The sequence below is a fragment of the Mesorhizobium sp. M0047 genome, assembly GCF_040323315.1.
Lineage (GTDB): Bacteria > Pseudomonadota > Alphaproteobacteria > Rhizobiales > Rhizobiaceae > Mesorhizobium.
In genome coordinates this window covers 159,633-174,369 of sequence record NZ_JAMYUW010000011.1, presented here as the reverse complement: position 1 = coordinate 174,369, position 14,737 = coordinate 159,633, and the positions used below count along the sequence as shown (strand labels likewise).

Sequence of the window (14,737 nt, the reverse complement as noted above, 5' to 3'; positions counted from 1 at the left end):
TTCCAGCCGAGGAGGCTTTCATGTTGCGATATGTTCTGACCGCCGCGCTGGCCCTGCTGGCTGCGCCCGCATTCGCCAATGATTCAGTTGCCGAACTTGGCACTGGCGGCCTGATCCTGTCGCGCAGCGATGCCGTGGCGATGCAAAGCGAGGATCTTTTTATCTCGCCGGAAAAGGTGACGGTCGACTACGTCTTCCACAACAACACCGATCGGGATGTCGACGCCATCGTTGCCTTCCCGATGCCCGACATCGAAGGCGACCCCGAAGAGAGGCCGGCACTGCCCAACGATCAGAGCGACAATTTCCTCGGCTTTGAGGTGACGATCGATGGCGCGCCGGCAAAGCCGCAGCTCGAGCAGAAGGTGTTCGCGCTCGGCATCGACATCAGCGCCGATCTGAAGGCGCAGAACGTGCCGTTTTATCCTTTCGGCGACGCGGCGAAGGCGGCGCTGGCCAAGCTGCCTCAAGCGGTTACCGATGACTGGGTCAACCGCGGCATCATCATCGAGGACACCGGCGGCGACGGTGCGGAGGCGAAGAAGGTCTACACGCCATTCTGGCAATTGCGTTCGACCTATTGGTGGCGCTCAACCTTTCCGGCCAACAAGGACGTCCACGTTTCCCACCGTTACAAGCCGAGCGTCGGCGGCACCTCTTCGGTCAGCTTTTTCTACGACGGCAAGTTCCAGGGGCAGTACGCGACCTACAAGACGCGCTACTGCATGGACGACACGTTCGAGAACGCGGTGCGCAAGGCGGCCAAGGACGACGCCGACGGCTATTCAAAGTATTATGAAAATCGGATCGCCTATATCCTGACCACAGGCGGCAACTGGGCAGCGGGCTCGATCGGCAAGTTCAAACTGACGGTTGACAAGGGCAATCCGAGGGCCCTGGTCTCGTTCTGCGGCGACAATGTCAAAAAGGTCGGGCCGACGACATTCGAGATGACGGCGGATGATTTCGATCCAGAGCACGACATCGACATCCTTCTGCTCGAACCGTCGGATCGCAATGATGGGAACGCCAACTGATGCATGTCGCAATATACGTTGCCATTGCCGAGAACGGTGTGATCGGGCGAGACGGCGGGTTGCCCTGGCGTCTTTCCACCGATCTCAAGCGTTTCAAGGCCGATACGATGGGCAAACCCATCATCATGGGCCGCAAGACCTATGAAGGCATCGGCCGGCCGCTGCCCGGCAGGCTGAACATCGTGGTCACCCGCGACAAGGCCTGGCGCGCCGACGGCGTCGAGGTCGCGCACTCGCTCGAAGCCGCGATTCAGCTGGCAACGGTACGCGGCCGCTGCATGGCCGGGGTGGACGAGGTCTGTGTAATCGGCGGCGGCGAAATCTATAGCCAGGCGCTGCTGCTGGCCGACCGGCTGCATGTCACCCATATACTGGCAACGGTCGACGGCGATGCGCATTTCCCGCCGATCGATCCGGATTCCTGGCGCGTCGTCAGCTCCCAGGACGTTCCAGCCGGGGAAAAGGACAGTCACGCGACGCGCTATTCGGTTTACGAGCGCCGGCGCGCGAGACATTGAATGGCAAAAAGGGCATCGAAGGAAGACAAAGGGTCGCGACCGGACCAAATCGGACGAACTGACAGCGCATCGCGTTGAAAGCGCCTCGCGGCGTCCCTATAGAAGAACATACTGGATTTTGCGCCGAAATGCCGGCGCTTGAGGGAATTCCAAGCGAAAGGACATTTATGCCCTGGAACGATAAAAGTGGCGGTGGCGGCGGCCCATGGGGCGGCGGCGGCAATCAAGGACCCTGGGGGCAGGGACCAAAGGGACCGAGCGGCCCGCAGGGCTCGCCTCCCGATCTTGAAGACATCATCCGCCGCGGCCAGGACCGGCTGCGGCGCGCCCTGCCGGGTGGCGGCGGCGCAAGCCCGGCTATCTTCGCACTGATCGCGGCGGCACTCGTGGTGCTGTGGGCCTTCAAAGCGGTTTACACCGTGCAGCCCGACGAGGTCGCGGTGGAACTGCGCTTCGGTAAGCCGAAGGCCGAGCTGTCGCAGCCGGGCCTTCATTTCCATTGGTGGCCGCTCGAAACGGTCGAGACGGCCAAGATTTCCGAGCAACTCGTCGATATCGGCGGCGGTGGCGCGACGAGTGGCAACACGTCCGGGCTGATGCTCACCGGCGACCAGAACATCGTCAACGTGCAGTTCTCGGTGGCCTATCAGGTCTCCGACCCGAGGTCGTATCTGTTCGACGTGTCCGACCCCGACGGCATGCTGCGGCAGGTCGCCGAAAGCGCCATGCGCGAAGCCGTCGGACGCCGGCCGGCGCAGGACATCTTCCGCGACGACCGCCAGGGCATCGCCGCCTCGGTGCGTGAAATCATCCAGACAACGCTGGACGGCTACAAGGCCGGTCTCAACGTCAATGCCGTCTCGATCGAGGATGCGGCACCGCCACGCGAAGTCGCCGATGCGTTCGACGAGGTGCAGCGCGCCGAACAGGACGAAGACAAGTTTGTCGAGCAGGCCAACCAATACTCCAACCAGAAGCTCGGCCAGGCGCGCGGCGAAGCCGCACAGGTCCGCGAAGACGCGGCCGCCTACAAGAACCGGGTCGTGCAGGAAGCTGAAGGTGAGGCACAGCGCTTCATCTCGGTCTATGACGAATATGCCAAGGCGCCCGACGTGACGCGCAAGCGCCTCTACCTGGAAACCATGGAGAGGGTTCTGAAGGATTCTAGCAAGGTGATCGTCGAGCAGGGCAACGGCCAAGGTGTCGTTCCCTATCTGCCACTGCCGGCATTGCAGCCGAAGGCGCAGGCACCGGCCACGCCTGGTGGCATTACGGGAGGTAACCAATGATGGCCAACCGTCTTCCCGTCATCGTCGTCGCAGCGGCCGTCATCCTGTTCCTGCTCTATTCGTCGGTCTTCGTGGTCAATGCGCGCCAGCAGGCGCTTGTGCTCAGGTTCGGCGAGATCGTCGACGTCAAAAGCGAGCCGGGCATCTACTTCAAGGCGCCGTTCTCGTTCTTCGACGCCGATACGGTGCAACTGATCGAAAACCGGGTGCTGCGCTTTGATCTCGACAACATCCGTGTCCAGGTGTCGGGCGGCAAGTTCTATGAGGTCGACGCCTTCATCGCCTACCGCATCTCGGATCCGCGCGTCTTCCGCTCCGCCGTGTCCGGTCAGATCGAACTGGCCGAAGCGCGACTGAGGACGCGTCTCGACGCTGCCTTGCGCCGCGTCTACGGTCTGCGCGATTTCGAGGCCGCGCTCTCCGAACAGCGTGCCGTGATGATGCGCGAAGTCCGCGATCAGCTTAGGCCAGACGCCACGTCGCTCGGCCTGCAGATAGAGGATGTCCGCATTCGTCGCACCGATCTCACCGCCGAGGTTTCGCAACAAACCTACGACCGCATGAAGGCGGAACGTCTGGCTGAGGCTGCGCGGCTGAGGGCGCGGGGCAATGAAGCGGCACAACGCATCACGGCCCGCGCCGATCGCGAAGTGGTCGAGATCGTTGCCGAAGCTCAGAAAGAGTCGGAGATCCTGCGCGGCGAAGGCGAAGCCCAGCGCAGTGCCACCTTCGCGGGAGCGTATCAGCGCGATCCGGCGTTCTTCGACTTCTACCGGTCGATGAATGCATATGGAACGGCGCTGGACAACACCGGGACGACGATGGTGCTGTCGCCGAGTTCGGAGTTCTTCCGCTTCTTCCGCGATCCAGACGGCAAGGAGGCGCCGGCGAAGCCGGGGTCGGCTGCGCCAACCGCGCCGGCAACGGCACCTGCCGCCCCGGCGGTACAGCCCAGTACCGGCCAGTAGCGGCCGGTGCAGGATTTTCTCGCCGCCATTGGCCTCGTCCTTGTCATAGAGGGTCTGGTCTATGGCGGCTTTCCCGGCCTTGCCAAGAGGCTTGCAACCGAAGTGCTGTCGCTGCCCGAGAATGCGTTGCGGATTGCCGGGTTGGCGGCGATCGCCATTGGCGTCGGGATCGTCTGGCTGGTGCGAGGCATATGAGGCCGGTGAGCTTCCGGTTTTCGGGATACTGGTTTCGATCCGCGATACGAGCCTCGATCCCGGGAATAACGGATGATTTATCCTCTGCCGATAGTCATAGCCGCAAACGTGCCGTATTTTTTGCCAACATGGCGCGACGCGGCGTTTTCGTCGAAGCGCTTTTCTTTTCAGGAATACCGGGAGGCTTCTCGATGACATCCAACATAATTTTGCGCGCGGCACGGCGGACGTTCATCGCGGGCGCTGCGGCACTTCTTGTCAGCGCCGTCGCTGTCCCGTCCTTCGTGACACCGACATTTGCCGCTGACGGACCTGCTTCGGTCGCCGATCTGGCGCAAGGCCTGCTCGGCGCGGTGGTCAACATCTCGACCTCGCAGACGGTGAAGGGTACCGAAGGTCCGGGTGCCGTGCCGATGCCGCAGCTGCCAGAGGGTTCGCCCTTCCAGGATTTCTTCGACGATTTCTTCAAGAACCGCGGCGGCGACAAGGATAATAGCGGGCAGAAAGTGCAGTCGCTGGGCTCCGGGTTCGTCGTCGATGCCGAGCAAGGCATCGTCGTCACCAACAACCACGTGATCGCCGACGCCGACGACATCGAAGTCAATTTCTCCGACGGCATTACCTTGAAGGCAACGCTGGTCGGCACCGACACCAAGACAGATGTCGCGGTGCTGAAGGTCGATCCGAAAGGACACAAGCTGACGGCGGTGAAGTTTGGCGATTCCACCAAGATGCGTGTCGGCGACTGGGTGATGGCGATCGGCAATCCGTTCGGCCTCGGCGGCACTGTGACGGTCGGTATCGTCTCGGCCCGCAACCGCGATATCAATTCCGGCCCCTATGACGACTTCATCCAGACCGATGCCGCGATCAATCGCGGCAATTCCGGCGGCCCGCTGTTCAACAGCGCCGGCGAGGTCATAGGCATCAACACCGCCATCATTTCGCCGTCCGGCGGCTCGATCGGCATCGGCTTCTCCATTCCCTCGCAGCTCGCCTCGGGCGTGGTCGACCAGTTGCGCCAGTTCGGCGAGACGCGGCGCGGTTGGCTCGGCGTGCGTATCCAGCCGGTGACCGACGACATCGCCGAGAGCCTCGGCATGGTGACTGCCAAGGGCGCGCTGGTTGCCGGCGTCATCAAGGGTGGTCCGGTCGACAATGGCACAGTTCAGGCCGGCGACGTCATCCTGAAATTCGACGGCAAGGACATTCATGAAATGCGCGATCTGCCGCGCGTCGTCGCCGAAAGCCCGGTCGGCAAGGCGGTCGACGTGCTGATTGTGCGCAAGGGCGTCGAGCAGACCGTGAAAGTGACGCTCGGGCGGCTCGAGGACGGCGAAAAGCTCGCCAGCGGCGAACAGGGTGGCAACACCGATCAGGACAAGAGTGAAAAGGCCCCGGCCGTTTCCACGGCCTCGGTGCTCGGGATGACGGTCGGCGAACTGAACGACGAGACGCGCAAGAAGTTCAGCATTGCGGGCGATGTTTCCGGCGTCGTCATCACCGACGTCACCAAGGACTCTGCTGCCGCCGAACGCGGTATCCAGCCGGGCGAAGTGATCACCGAGATCGCACAGGAATCGGTCGCCACGCCCAAGGATGTTATGGATCGGATCGGCGCCTTGAAGGAACAGGGACGCAAGAATGCGCTCTTGATGCTGGCGTCGAAGACCGGCGAGCTCAGGTTCGTCACGATCCGGATGGACTGAAGTCCGGAAGGATCCGGCAGAATTCTCATCTAGAATGGAAGGGCGGCTAGCGGGCCGCCCTTTTTCTTCTTTGCTCCCAAGCGGCGCGGGAGAGCCGGTAGAACACGTGTCGCTTGAGCGCGGGCTGGCTGGCGGGAATGCCGGGGTGGTCGAAGTCAGCGGACGGGTCGGCGGTCATGCCGAGGCGCTCCATGACGGCTGTGGAGCGGCGGTTGTTCCCGACGGCAAAGGAGACGATCTCGCCAAGGCCGAGCGTTTCGAAGCCGTAGTCCAGCCAGGCTTCCGAGGCCTCAGTGACATAGCCCTTGCCCCAGAATTCAGGCGCCAGCCGCCAGCCGATCTCGATGGTACCCGCCGGCAGGAACGGCATATGGTCGGTTCCGGTGATGCCGACAAAGCCGATGCACTCACCGGTGGTGATGATCTCGGCGGCGGCAAAGCCATAGCCGTCGCGGTCGATCACGCCTCGCCACTCGTCCATCTTGGCATCCGTGGCGGCGCGGTCGTGGCGGAACGGAAAGAATTCCATCACCTGTTCGTCGGAGTTGATCCGGTGGAACAGTTCACGGTCGCGATCCTCCCAGTTGCGCAGGATCAGGCGCTCGGTACGCATTGGTTTCATTGCACAAACTCTTCCTGCCTGTAGCCTTGCAAATAGAGCAATGCGGTCAGGTCGCCATGGTCGATGCGAACCTTTGCCTGTGCCGCCACCGTCGGCTTGGCATGAAGCGCAACACCGGTGCCGGCCAGGCGGATCATGTCGAGATCATTGGCGCCGTCGCCGACGGCGATGACGTCAAAGGGCGTCAGACCAAGGCGCGCTGAAATTTCGATCAGCGCTTCGGCCTTGGCGGCGCGGCCGAGGATCGGTTCACCGACCAGCCCGGTGAAGCGGCCATCCTGTTCGAGCAGGCGGTTGGCGCGGTTCTCGTGGAAGCCAAGCATGGCCGCGATTCGCGTCGTGAAGACCTCGAAGCCGCCGGACACGAGTGCCGTCCAGGCGCCGTTGGCGCGCATGGTCTGAACCAGCGCGCGGCCGCCTGAGGCCAGCGTCAGACGATTGGCGACGATGCGGTCGACCACGGCGGCGTCGAGGGCTTTCAGCAGTGCCACTCGCTCGCGCAGAGCCGGTTCGAAAGCGATCTCGCCGTTCATCGATCGCGCGGTGATGGTGGCGACACGATCCTTGACGCCGATCTCGTCGGCCAGCTCGTCGATGCATTCCTGGTCGATCATGGTTGAGTCCATGTCGGCCATGAGGATCTTTTTGCGGCGGGTCTCGGCCCGCTGGACGATTACGTCGACCGCCTCGGTGGCGAGTGCCGTGCGCAAGGCGGCACTCGTGTCGGCGGCGTCAGCAATCTCAGGCAGCACAAGATCGCAGGCAATTCCTTCGGCAAGCCAGACAACAGCGCTTGCGCCGACTGACCGTGACGCCATATTCGCAAGCGACAGCGACAAGGCGCGGTCAGCGGGATGGGAAACAAGCGTGGCGATGAGCGGCATGGAACATTCCGGCGAACATGCGGACGAGGGCCGCGTGAAGAACGCGATCCTGATAGCCGGGCCGACCGCCAGCGGCAAGTCGGCGCTGGCGCTCGATCTGGCCGAGCGCAAGGACGGCGTGATCGTCAATGCCGATTCCATGCAAGGCTATTCGGTGCTCGATGTGCTGACCGCTCGGCCAGAGGCGGCCGACCTCGCCCGCGCGCCGCATTTTCTCTACGGCCATGTCCACCCGGCCACAGCCTATTCCACCGGCGCATGGCTGCGCGACGTGATTAAGCTGATCGACGACGGTGCGCTTTCCGAACGGCCCGCAATTTTTGTCGGCGGTACCGGGCTCTACTTCCGTGCGTTGGCCGAGGGCATTTCGGAAATGCCCGATATTCCGCAGCGGGTTCGGGACCGGTGGCGCTACGAACTGAAGGAGCAGGGCGCCGTCAAGCTGCACAGCCTGCTGCTGCGCGAGGATTCGGCGGCCGCCATGATGCTCAAGCCAACCGATAGCCAGCGCATCGTGCGGGCATTGGAGGTGCTCGACGCATCGGGCCGTTCGATCCGGGAATGGCAGGCAGAACGCGGCCAGCCACTCATCGACAGGGAGACCGCGCATTTCTTCGTCATCGAGCCGGACAGGGCGGCGCTGGTCGACCGCATCGAAAAGCGCTTCGACCAGATGCTGGACAAGGGCGCGCTGGACGAAGTCAAACGACTATCGGCGCTTGGCCTCGACCCCCAATTGCCGGCGATGAAGGCGATCGGCGTTCGTGAACTGCAGGCCGCGATGGCGGGAGAGATTGGCTTTCCCGAGGCGATCGAACGCGCCAAGATCGCCACCAGGCAATATTCCAAGCGGCAAACGACCTGGTTCAGGCATCAACTGGGGCCGGAATGGCTGAGATTGCGCCCCGGTGATGATCTGGAAACCACGATCTGATTGGCTGTTTCAATTGCAACCTAAAAAGTTTATCTGCAAGGATAGGTTCTCGTTGCGGTTGTCCCAATTAACCCTCCGTAAGCCCTCCCATGCCATAAGGTCAGTGGGGTACTTTTCCAGCGGGGAGCAGATGCGTTTCCACAAGGCGGAATCAGCATTTTTCGTCTTTATCTTCGTGATCCTGGCCGCCGGCCTGGTGACGCTGCATGCCTATGGCCTTCTGCAATCCTTCGCCACCGAGTTGCATACGGCTTCGGGTCTGAACAAGGTCATTTATCTCAACAAGCTTTTGTTCGCGACCGGTGTGCTTTTGGCCACCGCGCTGTTCTTCGGCATTTTCTTCATCTACCCGCTGATCCGAAAACAGGCGACAGAAGAAGGCAAGCTACGTGCCATGACGGTCTCGCTCAGCGCGCGCTCGGAAACTTTCGAGCATGCGGCGCTGACCGACGGCCTGACCGGCATGCAGAACCGGCGTTATTTCGATGACGCGCTGAAGGAGTATCTTGAGGAGTTCCGGCGCATCGAAAAACCAGTCGGGCTGATGATCCTGGATCTCGATCATTTCAAGCAGGTCAACGATACTCACGGCCATGATGTCGGCGACGAGGTGCTCAAGGCCGTCGCGAACTGTCTCAAGGATATGACACGCTACCACGACGTGGTGGCGCGTTTGGGTGGCGAGGAGTTCGCCGTGGTCACGCCCAACATGGACGCCGACCTTCTGGGCAAGTTTGCCGAGCGGATCCGCAAGGCGATCGCCAACATGTCGGTGCTGTCGGGCAATGTCCGCCTCAAGATCACCACCAGCGTCGGGCTTGCCGTCTGGGACCGCAACGAAACGGCGGAGGAGTTCTATCGCCGGGCAGACCGCCAGCTCTATGAGGCGAAGAGGCAAGGCCGCAACCGCGTCTGCGCCTAGAATCCCGAAGAAGAATTCATGAGGCCGGTCGCCTGACGCGGCTTTCTCGACTTCCGGTGCTCACGGACTAAATGTCCGTTCCGCTCCGGCATCTCAAAAGCCACATCATGCAACTCGGCCTGATGAATTCTCTTTCGGGATTTACCCAGGCATGCCAACGAAGCTGAGCCCTGGAACCTTGGCGCCGTTCTCACTCAACCGGCAGAACAGCAGAGCCCGCAGGCTCAATCGTTTTGCGGGCGCAGGCCGAAGGTCGCGGGCTTGAGACCGTAGCGCATGTCGAAATCGTCGTCCGATGACGCGCGAGTGGTGGGTGGCTTGCGGTAGTCGGGATCGCCAGCCTGGCGGCCTGAATCGACGACTTCCGCGAAGGCCATCGCCTGCTGCGTTGGTTTCGGCACGTTGCGCAGTCGTTCGACGATTGCCACCAGATCGACATCGTCGCCTGACTTCGCAGAGGCGGCCTGTTCGCGCTTGGCCGTGCCCGGGAGCAGCTCGCTCGGCAGTTTTTCGAACTTCAGCCGCATGGTCGACGCCACGCCTTCGCCGAAGGCGATGGCTTCGCGCTGGCCCATGGAGGACAAGAAGGCAAGCGTCGAGGCGGAAGAGTCGGCAATCGCCGAACGGATGATCGCCTGGTCCTGCTCATTGGCAAGCCGCATGGCGAAGAAGGTCGAGCATTGCGACAGGATGGTCGGGTCGAGCTCGCCCGGGCGCTGGGTGACGACGCCAAGATAGCAGCCATATTTGCGGCCTTCCTTGGCGATGCGCGACAGCGCGTGCCTGGTCGGCGCGAAGCCGAGGCGCGGATCGGCCGGCATGTAGCGGTGCGCTTCTTCGCACAAAAACAGAAGCTGCAGCTTGCCTTCGCTCCACAAAGCGAGATCGAAAGCCAGGCGCGCCAGAACCGAGCAGACGGAATTGACCACTTCGGACGGCATGCCGGCCATCTCGAAGCAGGTCACCGGGCGGCCATGATGCGGCACGCGGAAGATGTTGCCGATCGTTTCGTGGATGGTGTCCTCGATCAGGCGCGAGTTGAACATGAAGCGGTAGCGTGGGTCGGCCGCCGCCGATTCGATGCGAGTCTTCAGCGATCTGAGCGTCGGGCGATCGGCCTTGCTTTCGAGCATGCCCATCCGCTCGTCGATCTGCTTGAGGAGGTCGGCGATCCGGTAAGGCACCGGCGTATCGGCGGTCAGCGCATCGTTGCCGCGCCGCAGATAGGCGCCGGAATTCGGATTGCGGTAAAGGTTCTTGGCGGCCGGGATGAGGTCGCGCAACGCGTCGATTTCTTCCGGCTCCGTCTCGCGGCCACGGAACAGTACCTCGGCGAATTCCTCCAGCGTGAACATCCAGAACGGAAGATCCAAGGTTTTGGAATCGACCCTGACACAATATTCGGGCAGCGACGCCGCGAACTCATTGTGCGGGTCGAGGATCAGGATGCGCAGGTCGGGTCGCGCCGCGATCGATTTGCGCAGCAGCAGCGAGACGGCGGTGGACTTGCCGACACCGGTGGTGCCGACAATGGCGAAGTGACGCGCCAGCGTATCGTCGATTGCGATGTTGGCGGCAATCGTTTCGTCCTGCGCGAGCGTACCGATGGTGATCGAATGACGCCCGGCGAGGTCATAGACAGCCTGCAGGTCACGGGTGCGGATGCGGTGCGCGACGGCGCCGATATGTGGGTAGGTGGTAATGCCACGGTCGAAGACCGGCTTGCCGCCGGGCTCTGCTGCATCACGTACTTCGCCGATCAGCTCGATGCTGACCTCGATGGCGTTCTGGCCCTCATTGCTCCAGGCGCGATCCGACTTGCCGATCCCGTAGACCAGGCCGACGGTTCGCGTGGGCCCGAGATTGATGGAAATCATCTTGCCGACCGTCCACAGGCCGGTCACCGCGCCGTCGACATCGTCCGCATAGGCGCTGATGGTGGCGCGTGCGCCGTCGCACTGCACGACATTGCCCAGGATGCGCCTGTCGTTCTGCTCGGCGTCGCGGCGCTCCTGCGATGTCGGTTCTCCAACAGAAGCTGCGCGTTCGACATACATGGACAGGCCAATCCCCATTTCCCCTGGAACATCGAGCCTACAGGAATGGGGTTAAGGCCCGATGAGGTCGGATGGTGTAGAGAGGCTTAATGGCCGCATGAAAATTGTCGCGAGGCACCTCTTTTGCGACGCAGATATTTCGCTATAATGGACGTATGGATGATATAGCGAACGATATTTCCTCGACGATCGGCCGAAGGATACACGCCGAAAGGATCATGCGGGACTGGTCCCTGGCCGAGCTTGCGGAGCGTTCCGGCGTCTCGAAAGCGATGCTGAGCACGATCGAGCGCGGCAAGACCAGTCCGACGGCTGCCCTTCTGGTGCGCATCGCGGCGGCCTTCGGCCTGACTCTGTCGACCTTGATCGCGCGTGCGGAGTTGCAAGGCGGCGGGCTGCTGCGCGAGGCCGACCAACCGGTGTGGCGCGACCCCGACACCGGCTATGTCAGACGGCACCTGTCGCCGGCTGGCGACATGCCGCTCGAACTCATCAGGGTGCAGCTGCCGGCGGGCGCCAAAGTCAGCTTTCCGGCCGCTTCCTACGCCTTCATCAAGCAGCAGATATGGCTGATTTCCGGGCGGCTCGAATTCGTCGAAGGCGAGGCGGTGCACAGGCTCGAACCCGGCGATTGCCTGGCGCTCGGGGCGCCGTCTGACTGCACCTTCCATGCTCTGGAGCACGGTGCCGACTATCTCGTCGCGCTGGTCAGGGCCTGACATCATGGCCACGAGACCAAAGCGCTCCCACAATGGGGGGCCGCCTCTTGATGAGTACAAGGGCCCGCCATGGGGCAAGGGCGATCCCTACATCTTCCTTGCCTGGCAGGCCGCCCATGCCAAGGCATGGAAGGCGCCGAGCCGCGAGGTCATGCTGCTGCGCATGGACAAGGCCGAGCGGCTGGGCCTGACCTATGAGGAGTACACGCTCGAAATTCTCGAGCGTGGGCGGCATCTCGGGCACGAAGACGCCGAACGCATCAGCGCCATCAAGGCGGCGCGAAAGCGACGCCGCGTGCGCCACCTGGACTGACGGCAATGTGCCACGCCTTTCGCAAACCACAGGACCTCATAAGCATGAACTCCATCGAGATCGGAACCCTGACCCCGACTGCCGAGACGCAAGACAAGCTGGCCGAATTGCTGGTCGCGACGGTGGCGGCCGGCGGATCGGTAAGCTTCATGCATCCGCTGGCGCCGCAGGCAGCCAGGGCATTCTGGGAGAAATCGCTAGCCGCGGCGGAAAGAGGGGAAAGAGCCGTGCTTGGCGCCTGGGACGGCGGGGTCCTGGTCGGCACAGTAACCCTGCTGCTCGACTGCCCGCCCAACCAGCCGCACCGGGCCGAGATCGCCAAGCTGATGACACGCGTCGACTACCGGGGCAGGGGTGTGGGAACGCGCCTGATGCGGGCGGCCGAGAGCCTTGCCGTCGAGAAGGGGCGGACGCTGCTGGTTCTCGATACGGCCGCTGACGAGGGCGCTTCAGGGCTCTACGAAAAGCTCGGCTTCACGCTGACCGGCGAGATACCGGACTATGCCCTGAAGCCGCATGGCGGGCTGACGGGCACGCTCATCTACTGGAAGCGTATCGGGCCAATCTCGTAAGGTCATCCAATCGGGGAAGGAGGCAGGGTGCAAGCCATGCCTCCATCATGCTGCTCAGCTGGAATGGCGGTCGACTAGCCCTTGTGGTGGACCTGCTGCAGGCCGTAGACCGGTGTCGCGATGCCTTCGTGCCGCGCCTTCAACTGCAGCGACAGGAACTGCGAATAGTGGCGTGACTGGTGCAAATTGCCGCCATGGAACCACAGCGCTTCCTGTTGCGTCGGCTTCCACATGTTGCGCAACTCGCCTTCCCACGGGCCGGGATCCTTGGTGGTGTTCGAGCCGAGGCCCCAGCATTTGCCAACCTTGTCGGCGACGTCCCTGGAGATCAGATCGGCGGCCCAGCCGTTCATCGAGCCGTAGCCGGTGGCGTAGACGATGAGGTCCGCGGGCAGTTCCGACCCGTCGCTGAGCAGAACAGAATGCTGCTTGATCTCCTCGACGTCTACGCCGCTCATCAGCTTGATCGAACCATCGATGATCAGCTGTGATGCGCCGACATCGATGTAGTAGCCAGAGCCGCGCCTCAGATACTTCATGAACAGGCCGGATTCGTCGTCGCCCCAGTCAAGCATGAAACCTGCGTTTTTCAGTCCCTCGTAGAACGCCGCGTCGCGTTTCTTCATCTCGGCATAGGCCGGGATCTGGAACTCGTGCAGGATCTTGTAGGGCAGCGAAGCAAAGATCAGGTCGGCCTTGGCCGTGGTGATGCCGTTCTGGACCGCCTGCTCCGAATAGAGCGAACCCAGCCCGATTTCCATCAGCGTGTCGGATCTGGAGATGTGGGTGGTCGAGCGCTGCACCATGGTGACGTCGGCGCCGGCTTCCCAAAGTGCCGCGGCGATGTCATGGGCGGAATTGTTGGATCCGATGACAACCGCCTTTTTGCCGACATAGGCGTCGGGCCCGGGATGCTTCGAGGAGTGATGCTGATCCCCCTTGAAGGTCTCCATGCCCTTGAATTTCGGCAGATTGGCCTTGCCGGACTGTCCGGTCGCCAGCACCAGTTGCTTCGGCCTCAGCGTGATGTCCTTGCCGTCGCGGTGGACGACGACGGTCCATTCCTTCTTCTTGTCGTCATAGGAAGCGCTTTTGGCCTCGGTCGAGGACCAGTAATTCAGCTCCATCACCTTGGTGTACATTTCCAGCCAGTCGCCGATCTTGTCCTTGGGCGAGAAGACCGGCCAGTTCTTGGGGAAGTCGATATAGGGCAGATGGTCGTACCAGACCGGGTCATGCAGGCAGAGCGACTTGTAGCGCTTGCGCCAGCTGTCGCCGGCGCGCTCGTTCTTCTCGATGATGATCGTCGGCACGCCCAGTTGCCGCAGCCGCGCGCCGAGCGCGATGCCGCCCTGGCCGCCGCCGATGATGACCGTATAGGGCTGCGTCTTGAAGCCGAGTTCGGCGGCCTCCTTTTCGCGCTCTTCCTTCCATGTCGGACGGTTCTTGCCCGAGCCATGTTTGGCGCCCATCGGCCGCGCGAAGCCCGCTGGCTCCTCGTGGCCCTTCAGCTCGACCATCGTGGTCAGCAGCGTCCAGATCTTGCCGTTCTTCAGCCTGATATGACCGAAACCGCGTGCAACTTCCGTCTCGAAGCTGATCCAGCCCTCGATCAGCCCGCCGCTCTCGGTCGCATCCTCGCCGTTGGCGATGGCAAAGTGTGACGGCTTGGTTTTCGACAGCTGGCTTTTCAGCATGTCGCGGACCTGGTCGCGGCCTTCCATGGTCTTGATGTTCCAGGTGAAGGTGACGAGGTCGCGCCAATAGCAATCCTCCTGAAAGCAATCGACCGCTTTCTCGATGTCATTGGCGGCCAGGGCGGCGCCGAATTGATCGAGCAGGTCGGACAGTTTCTTGTTTGGGGCCTTATCGAGCATCAGGGTTCCTCCCGTGAAATCCAGATCGTCATGATAGCTCAGCCCGACGTGCCGGCCGAACGATCAAGTATCGGCAAAGATAGTGGCCCTCGTCACGCCCCACCATAGTTTTCAGCGGTTT

The 14,737-nt window shown here is 62.4% G+C and carries 15 protein-coding genes; 11 read left to right on the top strand and 4 right to left on the bottom strand.

Annotated features, from left to right (window positions below; all coding sequences use genetic code 11):
- Nucleotides 1-20 precede the first annotated feature (20 nt).
- From NKJ89_RS13535 to NKJ89_RS13510, 6 genes are all read left to right on the top strand, one after another.
- Nucleotides 21-1,037, top strand: a complete 1,017-nt coding sequence (locus tag NKJ89_RS13535) for a DUF4424 domain-containing protein (RefSeq protein WP_352603022.1) — start codon at nt 21-23, stop codon at nt 1,035-1,037.
- Nucleotides 1,037-1,555 carry a dihydrofolate reductase gene (locus NKJ89_RS13530; protein WP_352603020.1) on the top strand — a complete coding sequence of 173 codons (519 nt, stop codon included), beginning with the start codon at nt 1,037-1,039 and terminating at the stop codon, nt 1,553-1,555. The genes NKJ89_RS13535 and NKJ89_RS13530 overlap by 1 nt, the downstream gene beginning before the upstream one ends.
- Before the next feature lie 167 nt (nt 1,556-1,722).
- Nucleotides 1,723-2,844, top strand: a complete 1,122-nt coding sequence (hflK, locus tag NKJ89_RS13525) for an FtsH protease activity modulator HflK (RefSeq protein WP_352603018.1) — start codon at nt 1,723-1,725, stop codon at nt 2,842-2,844.
- Nucleotides 2,844-3,812 carry a protease modulator HflC gene (hflC, locus tag NKJ89_RS13520; protein WP_023757077.1) on the top strand — a complete coding sequence of 323 codons (969 nt, stop codon included), beginning with the start codon at nt 2,844-2,846 and terminating at the stop codon, nt 3,810-3,812. Before hflK ends, hflC begins: the two co-directional genes overlap by 1 nt.
- Before the next feature lie 6 nt (nt 3,813-3,818).
- Entirely contained in the window at nt 3,819-4,007 is a 189-nt protein-coding gene (locus tag NKJ89_RS13515) for a DUF2065 domain-containing protein (protein WP_352603016.1), read from the top strand.
- 191 nt (nt 4,008-4,198) lie between these two features.
- Complete coding sequence (locus NKJ89_RS13510) at nt 4,199-5,716, top strand: DegQ family serine endoprotease (protein WP_023757079.1); 1,518 nt, start codon at nt 4,199-4,201, stop codon at nt 5,714-5,716.
- A 46-nt stretch (nt 5,717-5,762) separates the two neighbouring features.
- On the opposite strand, the gene NKJ89_RS13505 is transcribed toward NKJ89_RS13510, so the two are convergent.
- Nucleotides 5,763-6,338, bottom strand: a complete 576-nt coding sequence (locus NKJ89_RS13505; protein WP_023757080.1) for a GNAT family N-acetyltransferase — start codon at nt 6,336-6,338, stop codon at nt 5,763-5,765.
- Nucleotides 6,335-7,222, bottom strand: coding sequence for a phosphoserine phosphatase SerB (serB, locus tag NKJ89_RS13500; RefSeq protein WP_352603014.1), 888 nt, complete (start codon nt 7,220-7,222; stop codon nt 6,335-6,337). Before serB ends, NKJ89_RS13505 begins: the two co-directional genes overlap by 4 nt.
- On the opposite strand from serB, the gene miaA reads away from it, so the two are divergent.
- Together miaA and NKJ89_RS13490 are read left to right on the top strand one after the other, a co-directional pair.
- Nucleotides 7,212-8,156 carry a tRNA (adenosine(37)-N6)-dimethylallyltransferase MiaA gene (miaA, locus tag NKJ89_RS13495; protein ID WP_352603012.1) on the top strand — a complete coding sequence of 315 codons (945 nt, stop codon included), beginning with the start codon at nt 7,212-7,214 and terminating at the stop codon, nt 8,154-8,156. The two genes, serB and miaA, sit on opposite strands and share 11 nt — an antisense overlap.
- Before the next feature lie 130 nt (nt 8,157-8,286).
- Complete coding sequence (locus NKJ89_RS13490; protein ID WP_023757082.1) at nt 8,287-9,078, top strand: GGDEF domain-containing protein; 792 nt, start codon at nt 8,287-8,289, stop codon at nt 9,076-9,078.
- A 224-nt stretch (nt 9,079-9,302) separates the two neighbouring features.
- On the opposite strand, the gene NKJ89_RS13485 is transcribed toward NKJ89_RS13490, so the two are convergent.
- Nucleotides 9,303-11,135, bottom strand: a complete 1,833-nt coding sequence (locus tag NKJ89_RS13485) for an ATP-binding protein (RefSeq protein WP_352603010.1) — start codon at nt 11,133-11,135, stop codon at nt 9,303-9,305.
- Nucleotides 11,136-11,290: 155 nt separating this feature from the next.
- Between NKJ89_RS13485 and NKJ89_RS13480 the strand changes: the two genes are divergently transcribed.
- The 3 genes from NKJ89_RS13480 to NKJ89_RS13470 are packed head-to-tail and all read left to right on the top strand — an operon-like array spanning nt 11,291 to nt 12,739.
- Nucleotides 11,291-11,854 carry a helix-turn-helix domain-containing protein gene (locus NKJ89_RS13480; protein WP_352603008.1) on the top strand — a complete coding sequence of 188 codons (564 nt, stop codon included), beginning with the start codon at nt 11,291-11,293 and terminating at the stop codon, nt 11,852-11,854.
- A 4-nt stretch (nt 11,855-11,858) separates the two neighbouring features.
- Complete coding sequence (locus tag NKJ89_RS13475; protein ID WP_352603006.1) at nt 11,859-12,167, top strand: hypothetical protein; 309 nt, start codon at nt 11,859-11,861, stop codon at nt 12,165-12,167.
- 44 nt (nt 12,168-12,211) lie between these two features.
- Nucleotides 12,212-12,739, top strand: a complete 528-nt coding sequence (locus NKJ89_RS13470; protein WP_352603004.1) for a GNAT family N-acetyltransferase — start codon at nt 12,212-12,214, stop codon at nt 12,737-12,739.
- 74 nt (nt 12,740-12,813) lie between these two features.
- Here NKJ89_RS13470 and NKJ89_RS13465 read toward each other — a convergent pair whose 3' ends face one another.
- On the bottom strand, nt 12,814-14,616 hold the full coding sequence (locus tag NKJ89_RS13465) for an NAD(P)-binding domain-containing protein (protein ID WP_352603002.1): 1,803 nt from the start codon (nt 14,614-14,616) through the stop codon (nt 12,814-12,816).
- Nucleotides 14,617-14,737: the final 121 nt, after the last annotated feature.

What these genes read in the sequence shown, in the direction of transcription:
- NKJ89_RS13510 (WP_023757079.1), top strand. Translation starts at nt 4,199, where the DNA reads ATGACATCCAACATAATTTTGCGCGCGGCACGGCGGACGTTCATCGCG.
- hflC (WP_023757077.1), top strand. Translation starts at nt 2,844, where the DNA reads ATGGCCAACCGTCTTCCCGTCATCGTCGTCGCAGCGGCCGTCATCCTG.
- NKJ89_RS13530 (WP_352603020.1), top strand. Translation starts at nt 1,037, where the DNA reads ATGCATGTCGCAATATACGTTGCCATTGCCGAGAACGGTGTGATCGGG.
- NKJ89_RS13465 (WP_352603002.1), bottom strand. Translation starts at nt 14,616, where the DNA reads ATGCTCGATAAGGCCCCAAACAAGAAACTGTCCGACCTGCTCGATCAA.
- NKJ89_RS13490 (WP_023757082.1), top strand. Translation starts at nt 8,287, where the DNA reads ATGCGTTTCCACAAGGCGGAATCAGCATTTTTCGTCTTTATCTTCGTG.
- NKJ89_RS13480 (WP_352603008.1), top strand. Translation starts at nt 11,291, where the DNA reads ATGGATGATATAGCGAACGATATTTCCTCGACGATCGGCCGAAGGATA.
- hflK (WP_352603018.1), top strand. Translation starts at nt 1,723, where the DNA reads ATGCCCTGGAACGATAAAAGTGGCGGTGGCGGCGGCCCATGGGGCGGC.
- NKJ89_RS13475 (WP_352603006.1), top strand. Translation starts at nt 11,859, where the DNA reads ATGGCCACGAGACCAAAGCGCTCCCACAATGGGGGGCCGCCTCTTGAT.
- NKJ89_RS13470 (WP_352603004.1), top strand. Translation starts at nt 12,212, where the DNA reads ATGAACTCCATCGAGATCGGAACCCTGACCCCGACTGCCGAGACGCAA.
- NKJ89_RS13505 (WP_023757080.1), bottom strand. Translation starts at nt 6,338, where the DNA reads ATGAAACCAATGCGTACCGAGCGCCTGATCCTGCGCAACTGGGAGGAT.
- NKJ89_RS13485 (WP_352603010.1), bottom strand. Translation starts at nt 11,135, where the DNA reads ATGTATGTCGAACGCGCAGCTTCTGTTGGAGAACCGACATCGCAGGAG.
- NKJ89_RS13535 (WP_352603022.1), top strand. Translation starts at nt 21, where the DNA reads ATGTTGCGATATGTTCTGACCGCCGCGCTGGCCCTGCTGGCTGCGCCC.
- serB (WP_352603014.1), bottom strand. Translation starts at nt 7,222, where the DNA reads ATGCCGCTCATCGCCACGCTTGTTTCCCATCCCGCTGACCGCGCCTTG.
- miaA (WP_352603012.1), top strand. Translation starts at nt 7,212, where the DNA reads ATGAGCGGCATGGAACATTCCGGCGAACATGCGGACGAGGGCCGCGTG.